General features: G+C 68.3%; 10 protein-coding genes. 5 read left to right on the forward strand and 5 right to left on the reverse strand.

The window, feature by feature from the left end:
* Positions 1-47: 47 nt before the first annotated feature.
* A complete protein-coding gene (locus FDA38_RS26435; protein WP_137256844.1) occupies positions 48-557 on the forward strand; it encodes a SigE family RNA polymerase sigma factor in 510 nt (169 codons plus the stop codon).
* Positions 554-1996 (forward strand): putative sodium/potassium/calcium exchanger, encoded by a 1443-nt coding sequence (locus tag FDA38_RS26440; RefSeq protein ID WP_137256845.1) that lies wholly within the window; start codon positions 554-556, stop codon positions 1994-1996. The genes FDA38_RS26435 and FDA38_RS26440 overlap by 4 nt, the downstream gene beginning before the upstream one ends.
* A gap of 2 nt (positions 1997-1998) precedes the next feature.
* Here FDA38_RS26440 and FDA38_RS26445 read toward each other — a convergent pair whose 3' ends face one another.
* Genes FDA38_RS26445 through uvrC form a run of 3 tightly spaced genes read right to left on the reverse strand, consistent with a single transcriptional unit; the run spans position 1999 to position 5833 of the window.
* Entirely contained in the window at positions 1999-2940 is a 942-nt protein-coding gene (locus FDA38_RS26445) for a gluconeogenesis factor YvcK family protein (RefSeq protein ID WP_137256846.1), read from the reverse strand.
* Complete coding sequence (gene rapZ / locus FDA38_RS26450) at positions 2937-3803, reverse strand: RNase adapter RapZ (protein WP_134115870.1); 867 nt, start codon at positions 3801-3803, stop codon at positions 2937-2939. The genes FDA38_RS26445 and rapZ overlap by 4 nt, the downstream gene beginning before the upstream one ends.
* Positions 3803-5833, reverse strand: coding sequence for an excinuclease ABC subunit UvrC (gene uvrC, locus FDA38_RS26455; protein WP_137256847.1), 2031 nt, complete (start codon positions 5831-5833; stop codon positions 3803-3805). The genes rapZ and uvrC overlap by 1 nt, the downstream gene beginning before the upstream one ends.
* 82 nt (positions 5834-5915) lie before the next feature.
* Here uvrC and FDA38_RS26460 point away from each other — a divergent pair, with 82 nt between their 5' ends.
* The gene (locus FDA38_RS26460) at positions 5916-6371 is read left to right on the forward strand and encodes a DUF6194 family protein (RefSeq protein WP_137256848.1); all 456 of its coding nucleotides are present in this window, start codon (positions 5916-5918) and stop codon (positions 6369-6371) included.
* 149 nt (positions 6372-6520) lie between these two features.
* A complete protein-coding gene (locus FDA38_RS26465; RefSeq protein WP_137256849.1) occupies positions 6521-7741 on the forward strand; it encodes a S8 family peptidase in 1221 nt (406 codons plus the stop codon).
* A gap of 45 nt (positions 7742-7786) precedes the next feature.
* Here the strand turns inward: FDA38_RS26465 and FDA38_RS26470 are convergent, their stop codons facing one another.
* A complete protein-coding gene (locus FDA38_RS26470; RefSeq protein ID WP_233714952.1) occupies positions 7787-8359 on the reverse strand; it encodes a Rieske (2Fe-2S) protein in 573 nt (190 codons plus the stop codon).
* Between the two features lie 215 nt (positions 8360-8574).
* Between FDA38_RS26470 and FDA38_RS26475 the strand changes: the two genes are divergently transcribed.
* Positions 8575-9471: a hypothetical protein gene (locus FDA38_RS26475; RefSeq protein WP_137256850.1), complete on the forward strand. Its 897-nt coding sequence runs from the start codon at positions 8575-8577 to the stop codon at positions 9469-9471.
* A gap of 4 nt (positions 9472-9475) precedes the next feature.
* On the opposite strand, the gene uvrA is transcribed toward FDA38_RS26475, so the two are convergent.
* Complete coding sequence (gene uvrA / locus FDA38_RS26480; protein ID WP_137256851.1) at positions 9476-12481, reverse strand: excinuclease ABC subunit UvrA; 3006 nt, start codon at positions 12479-12481, stop codon at positions 9476-9478.
* Between the last annotated feature and the right edge of the window lie 194 nt (positions 12482-12675).

The following is a 12675-nucleotide window of genomic DNA, read 5'->3' on the forward strand; positions in this document are numbered from 1 at the left end:
CCGACTGCCTGATCGCGTTACCTCGGCGACATTGTGAGAGGAGGCGCATGAAGGCATCGGATGAAGCCGAGTTCACCGAGTTCGCCGCAGCGATGATCCGGCGGCTGCGACGTACGGCGTACCTGATGTGCGGCGACTGGCACCGCGCCGAGGACGCCGCGCAGGACGCACTGGTCAAGGTCTACCGCCGCTGGAACCGGATCGACCGCACGCAGGGCCTCAACAGCTACGCCCACCAGTGCCTGGTCACCTCGGTGTTCGACCAGTCCCGCAAACCGTGGCGACGCGAGCGGTTCGTCGACACCGACGAGGACCTCACCGACGTACTCGCCGATCCGGTGCGCACCGTCGACGACCGGATGCTCGTCGTCGAGGCCCTGGCCGCGCTCCCGCCGAGCCAGCGGGCCTGCGTCGTACTGCGGCATTACGGCGACCTCAGCCTCGAACAGACCGCCGCCGTCCTCGGTATCGGCGTCGGCGGCGTGAAGAGCCAGACCTCCCGTGCCCTCACCCGCCTCCGCGAGCTTCTCGACCAGACCGAAAGGAGCGCCCGGTGAACAACGACATCGAACACCTGCTGGCGACCGCCGCCGACGACACCGACCGGCCGCTGCACACCGACGTCGACGGCCTGCTGGTCCGCGCCCGGCGGTCGGTCCGCCGAACCCGGATCGCGACGGCGGCTACCGCGGTCCTCACCACGGCCGCGATCATCGGCGGTATCGCCACCTGGTCCGCGACCCGCCCGATGAGCCAGGGGCCGGCCGGTACGCCGATGGGCCAGACCATCACGGTCGACGTGAAGACCGGCCGCATCGTCGACAACGAGACCGGCAGGACGGTCGTACCGGCACCGCCGGTCAGCCCGTTGTCCGATGCCGAGGTGCTGACCCGTTGCGGGCGGTACGACCAGGCCTTCGCCCGCCGCGCCCAGGCCGAGCACCGGACCTCCGACGCGGCAGGTCCGATCAACGACCGGTGGACGGTCCTCGTGAAGAGCGGCGATCAGTCCGTGCTGAACACCCTGCTTCTCTCGCCGGACCGATCGATCGTGTCGACGTGCACCATGACCAGTCCGACCAGGCCTGACAGCATCTCGCGCACCAGCCCGGCGAACTTCGCGGCCCGGAACCAGTACCGCAATCCCTTGACCCCGCAGGACGGATTCCGCGTTCCGGTGCCTGGCGTGGCCCGCGTGCTGCTGGACATCGCCGGGGAGAGCAGTCCTCGCGAGGCCCTGGTCGGAGCGGACGGCTACGCGACGCTCGGGCATCCAGGCAAGCACAGCAACCTCATCATCCTGAATCGGATCCGGGGCTTCGACACCAACGGCAAGAAGGTGTACGACCAGACGCCCAAGCCATTCACGGCGCCGGCGCGGACAGTCGACCCGTCGGTGACAGTGAAGACCGCAACGCCGATCACGCCGGTCGTCGTACTCACCAAGGACCCGGAGACCGGGAAGCCGCTCGCTCCCCCGCCACCGGTCAGTCCGCTGACCGACGACCAGATCACCACACGGTGCCGCGGCGTCGACGACATCTACTTCAAGGACCTGGGTCAGGGCGGGGTGAACACCGACGACGGCGTGATCAAGGCAGCCGGCCCGGTCACGAAGGACTGGCAGGTCGCGCTGAAGACCGGGACCGGGAACAAGCTCACGGCCGTCCTGGTCTCGCCGGACAAGCGCGTCTACGCGTGGTGCCACATGCTGACGGCAACCGCCAAGGGCCCGTACGACTACTCCCGGGCGGCGGTGCAGGCCGACGGGAAGTTCGCGGACAAAGGTGTGTTCGGCATGGTGCCGGAGGGTGTCGCCCAGCTTGTCGTCGATCTGCCGACCGGCCCGACCCGCGCGCTGATCTCGAACGGCTACTACATCTGGGGCCTGACCGGCGGGAACTCCGGCATCAAGACCGTCCTGATCCGCGGGTACGACGCGCAGGGCAAGCAGGTCTATGCCCAGAAGAAGTCCATCGACGCCGATTTCGACTGAAGCTACGCGAAGATCTCCCGGTAGACCTTCGCCAGCTTGTCCGGAGCGTGGTGAAGATCCCGGACGTCGTCGGCGATATCGGCGATCACCAGCTCGGCCCCGAGGGATTCCGCAGTACGGCGGAGTGACTCGGGGTCGGGCACGTGACCGGTGTCGGCGAGGACGACGTCGATGCGCAGGTCCGGCGCGTGCGCGGCCAGGACCTCGAGGTGCGTCTCGGGTGAGAAGCCGTCGGTCTCGCCCTTCTGCTCCCCCAGGTTGAGCGTGAGGAGCCGGCGGGCGCCGGTCTGCTCGAGGGCGCGGGACAGCTCGGGGACCAGCAGGTTCGGGATGACGGACGTGAACCACGAGCCCGGGCCGACCACGACCCAGTCGGCCTCGGCGATGGCGACGAGCGCCTCGGGGCAGGCAGGCGGGTCGGCCGGATCGAGCGCTACGTCGACCACGTGTCCCTCGGTCGTCGCCACCTCGGCCTGACCACGGATCTCGGTGATCGCCTCGGGATGCGCGGGATCGAGCCCGAGCACCCGCGCTGTGATGTCCAGCGGTACGGCGGACATCGGCAGAACCCGACCTTGTGCACCGAGCAACCGCGCGACCCAGTCGAGCCCGTCGACCGCTTCGCCGAGCAGCTCCCACAACGCGACGATCAACAGGTTGCCGACGGCATGGTCGTGCAGCTCACCGTTGCTGCGGAAGCGGTGCTGCAGTACGTCGGCCCACGTGCGGCCCCACTCGTCGTCGCGGCACAACGCGGCCAGCGCCATCCGCAGGTCACCCGGAGGCAGTACGCCGAGCTCCTGGCGCAACCGCCCGGACGAGCCGCCGTTGTCGGCAACTGTTACGACCGCGGTCAACTGGTCGGTGACGTGGCGAAGTGCGGAAAGAGAGGCGGCCAAGCCGTGTCCCCCACCCAGTGCTACGACCTTAGGAGATCGCGTCACTCACGCCCCAGATCCCGATGGACGACCAATGTCGGTGACCCCTTCTCGCGCAGCCTGCGGGCGATCTCCTCGGCCATTGCGACGCTGCGGTGCTTTCCCCCGGTGCAGCCGATCGCGACGGTGACGAAGCGCTTGCCCTCGTTCAGGTAGCCGGTCCGCAGGGTGTCCAGCACGTCCACGTAGTTCTGCAGGAACTGCTGGGCCAGCGGATGGCCGAGCACGAAGTCTGACACAGGCTTGTCCTGCCCGGTCATCGGGCGCAGATCCGGCTGCCAGTACGGATTCGGGATGAAGCGCATGTCGGCGACCACGTCGGCGTCCACCGGGATGCCGTACTTGAACCCGAACGACACCACCGTCGCCCGGAGCTCGGCGTTCTCCTCGTCGCCGAACGCGTTCACGATCTTCGCGGCGAGCTGGTGGATGTTCAGGCTCGAGGTGTCGATGACCAGATCCGCGCCGGCCCGGATGTCGCCGAGCAGCTCGCGCTCACGTTGGATCCCGTCCAGCAGCCGGCCCTCGCCCTGCAGCGGGTGCGGCCGGCGGACGCTCTCCTGCCGGCGCACGATCACGTCGTCAGAGGCCTCCAGGAACAGCGTCAGCGGGCGGTACCCCTTCAGCCGCAGGTCGTGGATGGCCGAGCTCAGTTCCTCGAAGAACAGGCCTGTCCGGACGTCGACCACAACGGCGAGCCGCGGCGCCGCGCCGGTGCCGATGACCTGCTCGACGAGCGTGGTCAGGAACATCGGCGGCAGGTTGTCGACGACGAACCAGCCGAGGTCTTCCAGTACGTCGGCGACGGAGCTTCGTCCCGCGCCGGACATGCCGGACACGATGATGAGGTTGCCGCCCGTATCGTCCATCAGTTCTCAGTTCTCCCTGGGTCCCCGTCAGGCGCCCCGGCCGGCGCCGGGATGTCGTCGCCCAGTATCTCGCCCGTGGCCGTGTTGACCGACGGTGCCCGGCCGGTTTCCGCCTTCGTTGCGGCAGCGTTAACCGCCAGTACGACGGACTCGGCGAGCCGCGGCCCGAAACCGGGGAGATCCGCGACCTCGTCGATCGTCGCCGCGCGCAGCTTCTTCAGCGACCCGAAGTGCCGGAGCAAGGTCTTGCGCCGCACCTCGCCCAGCCCCGGGACCTCGTCGAGCGTGCTCTCGACCATCGACTTCGACCGGCGGCTGCGGTGGTGCGTGATCGCGAACCGGTGCGCCTCGTCGCGCAGGCGCTGCAGCAGGTACAGGCCTTCCGACGTACGGGAGAAGATGACCGGGTCCTCTTCGTCGGGGAGCCAGACCTCCTCGAGCCGCTTGGCCAGACCGCAGATCGGGATGTCGCCCAGGCCGAGCTCGTCCAGCGCCTGGCGGGCTGCCGCGACCTGAGGCGGACCGCCGTCGACCACGACGAGCCCCGGCGCGTAGGAGAACTTCTTCGCTCGGCCGGTCTCGGGATCGATGAGGGCCGCCGACGGGTCGTCGTCCTCTGCCAGGGCCGCGCGCTCGTCGAGGAGGCGCTTGAAGCGGCGGGTCAGGACCTCGGCGATCGAGGCGACGTCGTTCTGCCCGTCGACGCCCTTGATCACGAACCGCCGGTACTCGCTCTTGCGGGGCAGTCCGTCCTCGAAGACGACCATCGAGGCGACTACTTCGGTGCCCTGCAGGTTCGAGACGTCGTAGCACTCCAGTCGCAGCGGCGCCTCGGGCAGGTCGAGCCCGGCCTGGATCTCCTCGAGCGCCTGGTTGCGGGTGGTCAGATCGCTGGCCCGCTTGGTCTTGTGCATGGTCAGCGTCTGCAGCGCGTTCCGCTCGACGGTCTCCATCAGCGCCTTCTTGTCGCCGCGCTGCGGGACCCGGATCGACACCCGCGCGCCGCGGATCCCCTCGAGCCACTCGGTCAGCGCGTCGGCGTCCTCGGGCATCGTCGGGACCAGGATCTCGCGCGGGATCGCGTCGACCGAGTCGTCGGCGTACATCTGCTGGATGAAGCGCGAGACGAGATCGCCCGTCGTCGCCGTACCGTCCGCCTTGTCGGCGATCCAGCCTCGCTCACCGCGGATCCGGCCGCCGCGGACGTAGAAGATCTGTACGGCGACCTCGAGCGGGTCCTCGCTCAACGCGATCACGTCGGTGTCGGTGCCGTCGCCGAGAACGACCGCGTTCTTGGCCAGCGCCTTCTCCAGCGCGGCCAGGTCGTCGCGGATCTTCGCGGCCCGCTCGTACTCCAGCTCGGCCGCCGCGGCCTTCATCTCCTTCTCCAGCCGGCGCACGTACGTCGCGGTCTGGCCGGACAGGAACGCGGCGAAGTCGTCGACGATCTGGCGGTGCTCCTCCTGCGTCACCTGACCGGTGCAGGGTGCGGAGCACTTGCCGATGTACCCGAGCAGGCAGGGCCGGCCGATCTGGCGGTGCCGGTTGAAGACGCCCTTGCTGCACGAACGCATCGGAAAAACCCGCAGCAGCAGGTCGACGGTCTCGCGGATCGCCCAGGCGTGGCTGTACGGACCGAAGTACTTCACGCCCTTCTTCTTCTGGCCGCGGCCGACCATCACCCGCGGGTAGTCCTCGTTGAGGGTGATGGCCAGCCACGGGTACGACTTGTCGTCGCGGTACTTCACGTTGAAACGCGGGTCGTACTCCTTGATCCAGGAGTACTCCAGCTGCAGCGATTCGACCTCGCTGGCGACCACGGTCCACTCGACCTTCGAGGCCGTCGTCACCATCGCCTGCGTCCGGGGGTGCAGGGTCACCAGGTCCTGGAAGTACGACGACAACCGGGCCCGCAGGTTCTTCGCCTTGCCGACGTAGATGACCCGCCCGGCGGAGTCGCTGAAACGGTAGACGCCGGGTGAGTCGGGGATCGATCCCGGAGCGGGACGGTACGAGGACGGATCAGCCACCCAACCACCCTAGTTCGGTACGCCGACAAATCCGGAATTCCAGCGAAGTCTCTACTGCGACTTCAATGACAGACTTGAAGGTATGACGATCGAAGAACTGGATCGGACGATCCGCGCGTACGACGGTGTCCGGGTACTCGAAGCCCAGGACGATCTGTTCTACCTCTACGACCCGGCTGCCGACCTGCCACCGGAGCGGCAGCAGCCCTTCGCCACCATTGTCACCGGCGACCACTACGAGAAGGTGTCCCGGCTGGACGAGCCCGGCGCGTGGCGGGTCAACATCGGGCTGACGAAGACGACGTACACCTCGCTCTTCGGACCCGTGCCGACGGAACGGGACGCCGACTGGGTGCTCGACTCCGGCCACGACTACACAGCCCGGAACACCCTCATGCCGCACCCGTTCTACGCCTCTCAGTATTGGGCGGCGATCGTGAACCCGGTCGACCTCGAACCCCTGATCCCATTGCTCGACGAGGCCTACGTGTTCGCAGCCCGCAAGTACGCCAACCATCAGGCGCGGCAAACGCAGTGAACGTTGCGGTCGTGTTGCGGGTTCACCCATAAGGCCGGTTTGACCCCCGGTTGGGATGAGCGTCGTCTCTAGCGTGTGACCCAGGGTAGATGTGCAGGACCTTTGCGTGAGGCAACAAGGCCTTGCGCTGACTCGAGGGAGTTCCGCCCATGTCCCCATCCCTGAGCAGGCCGCGCGCCGTCCTCGGCGCGATCGCGGCTTCAGCGCTCGCGGTCACCGGCATCGTCGCAACAGCAGCCGGCAGCAACGCATCCCAGCAGGCGCCGGTGACCATCCGCGGCGCCGGCAGTTCGAGTGCCATCCCCGGCAGCTACATCGTCGTACTCAACGGTCAGCGGTCGCAGGCCCAGACCCGGGTCACCACACAGAGCCTGGCGACGAGCTACGACGTCAAGGTCAAGGACCAGTACGACGCCTCGATCAAGGGCTTCTCCGCGAGTATGAGTGAGGACCAGGCGAAGAAGCTCGCCGGTGACTCGCGGGTCGCGTTCGTCCAGCAGAACCAGAAAATCACCGTCAGCCAGGACAATCCGCCGTGGGGTTTGGACCGGGCCGACCAGCGTGATCTGCCGCTGGACAAGAAGTACGACGCGTCGACCACCGCCGACAACGTGAACGTCTACGTGATCGACACCGGCATCTACGCCAAGCACAAGGACTTCGGCGACCGCGCGTCGGTCGGCACCGACACCGTGGGCGACGGCCAGAACGGCGTCGACTGCATGGGCCACGGCAGCCACGTGGCCGGCACCATCGCCGGTACGACGTACGGCCTGGCCAAGGGCGCGAAGGTGATCGCGGTCCGGGTTCTCGACTGCAAGGGGTCCGGCTCGACCGAGTCCGTGGTCGCCGGGATCGACTGGGTAACCAAGAACGCCAAGAAGCCCGCGGTGGCGAACATGAGCCTGGGCGGCGGCGCGGACGAGGCGCTGGACGCGGCGGTGAAGGCCTCGGTCGGTGCCGGTATCACCTATGCAGTTGCTGCCGGCAACGACAGCGCGGACGCCTGCCAGAGCTCGCCGGCCCGGGAGCCCTCGGCGATCACGGTCGGCGCGACCGACGACCAGGACCAGCGCGCATCGTTCTCGAACTTCGGCAAGTGCGTGGATCTGTTCGCGCCCGGGGTCGACATCACCTCGGTCGGCATCACCGACCCGGACGCGACCGCGAAGATGAGCGGTACGTCGATGGCCACGCCGCACGTTGCCGGTGGAATCGCGCTCTACCTGGCTGACCACCCCGACGCCACGCCGGCCGACGTCGCGACGGCGCTGGTCGGCAACTCGACGCCGGACAAGGTCGGCGACCCGGGCGACGCCTCCCCCAACAAGCTGCTGTACGTCGGGAAGGCCGACCCGGCCCAGTCCTGACCCTCGTACGAAGGGCCCGGCCGCACGGCCGGGCCCTTTCGCATGTCAGGCGGACTGAACGATGTTGCTGCCCTCGACCGCGACGTTCACCGCGGGCAGCGGCGACTGCGCCGGCCCGCTGGCCACGCTGCCGTCGGTGATCTTGAAGTGACTGTTGTGGAACGGGCAGACGATCTGCCCGCCCTCGACCGAGCCGACGATGTTGCCCTGGTGCGTGCAGACCGCCGAGAAGCCCTTGTACTGACCCGCGGTCGGCTGGGTCACCACGACCTTGGCGTCGGTGAACACCTTCCCGCCGCCGACCGGTACGTCGGAGACCGGGCCAAGGACCGTCCCCCCGCTGGCCGGAGCGCTGGACGACGGCGCACTCGATGACGGCGCACTCGAGCTAGGAGCGGGCGCGGAGCTGGAACCGGTGGCCGACGGCGTCGAGGCGCCGCTGCCGGACGTGTCGTCGCTGCTGCCGCAGGCCGCGAGGATCGGGGCGCTGGCACCCACCAGCGCGGCCATCGCCGCGCAGCGGAGCACCGTCCTCCGGTCGCGCAGACCGTCCGCCGGTGCGTTGGGCACGGGTCCGGTCTGCTGCGGGGTGGTTGGTGCCATCGTGTCATCGCTCATGAATCTGGACCTCCAAGAGCCTGCTGGTCGAAGTAGTTGAACGCTATATACCGGGTCAAACGACCGGATGAGCAGAACGGTTCAACGCCTCCAGGATTGAACTGCAGTTTGAAGGTTTGCTGTGAATCAGCTGCCAATCCGATGGGCGCCGCCACCCGCCCGGGCACGGGTCGACCGGGTGCCTGACAGACTTTGGGCGTGGGGAAGGCCATGGGATGACAGGAACGACGAACGACTCGACCGTGCTGAGGGCGATCGCGGACCTCGCACCGATGTGGATGCCGGGCTGCGTCGTCGACACCGCCGAGCGCACGGTCGAGGTCGGCTGGGGCCGCGGTGCCCTACAGATGTCCGCGGTGGTCGGGCTGAGCGAGATCATCGATCGGTGCAATCAGCTGCCCCAGCACCGCTGGGCCGAGCAGATCGAGGCCTGGCTGCGGGCCGTCGTCGCCGAGGGTGAGCTCGCCACCGAGGAGCACCGCTTCGGCGACGTCGCGGAACGGCAGCGGGCGCTGCTCGTCCAGCGCGGGTGGTCCGCCCGTACGGCGGGCCCGGTGGCCGACGCGCTGATCCCGTTCGGGGACCACTTCGAGGTCGTGGTCTTCATCGGCACCGGCACGGAGCTGCGGCGGCTGACCGTCGTACGGCGATCGATGCTCGGGCTCGGTGATCCGGCCGTGCCGTCGCCGGTGCAGCTCACGCTGGAGCAGATCTCCGACCTGCGGCCGGTCGAGCACAACGGGTTCTCGGTGCTGAGCCGGGAGAACGATCCGCTCGTGTCGATGGCAGTCGTCGACCGGGAGAATCTGCTGCCGCAGTCGTCTCTCGGCCTGGGGGTACTGCTCGGCGTACCGCGGTTGAGCACGGTCGTGTTCTGCCCCGCGGATGCCGGCCAGGAGACGGCGGACGAGCTGGCGAGGTTCGTCGCGGACACCTACCGCGACGCGCCCGACCAGTGCAGTCCGGACGTGTTCTGGCTGCAGGGCGACCGGATGGTCCAGGTGCCGGTCACGCTGGCCGAGCCGCCGACAGTCATGCTGCCGGCGGCGCTACTGCCGTCCCCGCGCCGTACCTGGGTTCGCCACCTCGTCCAGCAACTCTTCCGCCGCTGACGAGTTAGCCGGCAACCCGCTTCCTCGTCGCCGTCTTCTTGGCCGGCGCGGCCTTCTTCACCGCTGCTTTCTTGGCGACGGCCTTCTTGGCCACCGTCTTCTTCGCGGTGGCCTTCTTCACCGCGACCGTCTTCTCTGGCTGCTTCCGGGCACTCGGCTTCGCCGCCCGGCCCTCGAGGATCTCGGCCAGGAACTGCCCGGTGTACGACGCCGGGTTCGCCGCGACCTCCTCCGGCGTACCTTCCGCGATCAGCGTGCCGCCGCGGCGACCGCCGTCCGGACCGAGGTCGATCAGCCAGTCGGCGGTCTTGATCACGTCGAGGTTGTGCTCGATGACCAGCACCGAGTTGCCCTTGTCGACCAGGCCGCTCAGTACGCCGAGCAGCTTGCGGATGTCCTCGAAGTGGAGACCGGTCGTCGGCTCGTCCAGCACGTAGACCGTCCGGCCGGTCGAACGCCGCTGCAGCTCGGACGCCAGCTTCACCCGCTGCGCCTCACCACCGGACAGCGTCGGCGCCGGCTGACCGAGCCGCACATACCCGAGGCCGACCTCGACCAGCGTCTTCAGGTGCCGGGAGATCGCCGGGATCGCGGCGAAGAACTCCGCCGCCTCCTCGATCGGCATGTCCAGCACGTCCGCGACCGTCTTGCTCTTGTAGTGGACCTCGAGCGTCTCGCGGTTGTACCGCGCCCCGTGGCACACCTCGCACGGGACGTAGACGTCCGGCAGGAAGTTCATCTCGATCTTCAGCGTGCCGTCACCCGAGCAGGCCTCGCACCGGCCGCCCTTGACGTTGAACGAGAACCGGCCCTGCTGGTACCCGCGGACCTTCGCCTCCGGTGTCTCCGCGAACAGCTTGCGGATGTGGTCCCACACGCCGGTGTACGTCGCCGGGTTGGACCGCGGCGTCCGGCCGATCGGCGACTGGTCGACGTGGATGACCTTGTCGACCAGCTCCATCCCGGAGATCTTCGTGTGCCGGCCCGGCACCGCGCGAGCGCCGTAGATCTGCCGCGCCAGCGACGTGTACAGGATGTCGTTGACCAGCGTCGACTTGCCCGACCCCGACACACCCGTGACCGCGACGAACACCCCGAGCGGGATCGTGACGTCGATGTCCTTCAGGTTGTTCTGGCGGGCGCCGTACACCGTCAGCTCACGGCCCTCGGTCAGCGGTCGCCGTACGGCGGGGATCGGGATCTCCCGCCGACCGGACACGTACGCACCGGTGATCGAGTCCGGGTGGTTGCGCAGGTCCTCGACCGTGCCGGACACGACGACCTGACCGCCGTGCTCACCGGCGCCCGGGCCGATGTCGACGACCCAGTCGGCGTGGTCGATGGTGTCCTCGTCGTGCTCGACGACGATCAGTGTGTTGCCCAGCTCCTTCAGCCGGACCAGCGTCTCGATCAACCGCCGGTTGTCCCGCTGATGGAGACCGATCGACGGCTCGTCGAGCACGTACAGCACGCCGACCAGACCCGAACCGATCTGCGTCGCGAGCCTGATCCGCTGCGCCTCACCACCGGACAGCGAACCCGCCGGCCGGCTCAGCGCGAGGTAGTCCAGGCCGACGTCGAGCAGGAACCGCAGCCGCTCACCGATCTCCTTGACCACCCGCTCGGCGATCTGCTTCTCCCGCGGCGACAGCTCCATCTGTGCCAGGAAGCCGTGCACCTCGTCGATCGACATCGCGCTGATCTCGGCGATGTTCTTCCCGCCGAGGGTGACCGCCAGCGAGATCGGCTTCAGCCGCGCGCCGTTGCAGGCCAGGCACGGCACCTCGCGCATGTACTCCTCGAAGCGCTCCCGGCCGGTGTCGCTGGACGCCTCCGCGTGCCGGCGCTCGACGTACGGGATCACGCCTTCGAAGCTGGTGTAGTACGACCGCTCGCGGCCGTAGCGGTTCTGGTACGAGACGTGGACCTGCTTGTCGTGGCCGGTGAGCAGCGCCTTCTTCGCCTTCGCCGGCAGCTCGCCGAACGGCGTGCTGGTCTTGAACTTCAGGTCCTTCGCCAGCGCGTCGAGCAACCGCTCGAAGTACTGCGAGACGTTCTGCCCGGCCCACGGCTGGATCGCGCCCTCGTCCAGCGACTTGGACGGATCCGGCACCAGCAGCTCCGGGTCGACCTCCATCCGCGTGCCCAGCCCGGTGCAGACCGGGCAGGCGCCGTACGGCGAGTTGAACGAGAACGACCGCGGCTCGAGCTCGTCGATGGCGAGCGGGTGATCGTTCGGGCAGGCGAGCTTCTCGGAGAAGCGGCGCTCGCGGTGCGGGTCGTCCTCCGGCAGGTCGACGAAGTCGAGCACCAGCAGGCCGCTGGCCAGCCCGAGCGCGGTCTCGACCGAGTCGGTGAGACGCTGCTTGGCCGACCTCTTCACCGCGAGCCGGTCGACGACCACGTCGATGTCGTGCTTCTTCTGCTTGTCGAGCTTCGGCGGATCGGTGAGCTGGATCGTCTCACCGTCGACCCGCGCCCGGGACAGACCCTGACCGCTCAGCTGGCGGAAGAGATCGAGGTACTCCCCCTTGCGGCCGCGGACGACCGGGGCGAGCACCTGGAACCGGGTGCCCTCGTCGAGCTCGAGCACCCGGTCGACGATCTGCTGCGGCGTCTGCCGCGCGATCGGCTCGCCACACTCCGGGCAGTGCGGCCGCCCGGCGCGGGCGAACAGCAGCCGGAGGTAGTCGTAGACCTCGGTGATCGTGCCGACGGTCGAGCGCGGGTTGCGCGAGGTGGACTTCTGGTCGATCGAGACGGCCGGCGACAGCCCCTCGATGAAGTCGACGTCGGGTTTGTCCATCTGCCCCAGGAACTGGCGCGCATACGCCGAGAGGGACTCGACGTAGCGTCGCTGGCCCTCGGCGAAGATCGTGTCGAAGGCCAGGCTGGACTTGCCGGACCCGGACAGTCCGGTGAAGACGATCATGGCGTCCCGCGGCAGGTCGACCGAGACGTCCTTCAGGTTGTGCTCACGCGCTCCGCGCACGATCAGACGGTCAGACACAAGCTCACTCTCAGCCGTTCTCGAGGGTATCCGGGGCATGCCCCGTCATGCTAACGAGGCCCACCGACAAAAACTTCCGCCGCCGGATGCAGTGCTCCGTTCGCGGGGCGTTTCGAAAGTATATTCGATCGCCGAGGGTGGTTCGCGCACCCGGCCGCGAACAGTGCAAGGATCGCTCTATCACCGACATCCAG

This window comes from Kribbella jiaozuonensis (assembly GCF_005233875.1).
Lineage (GTDB): Bacteria > Actinomycetota > Actinomycetes > Propionibacteriales > Kribbellaceae > Kribbella > Kribbella jiaozuonensis.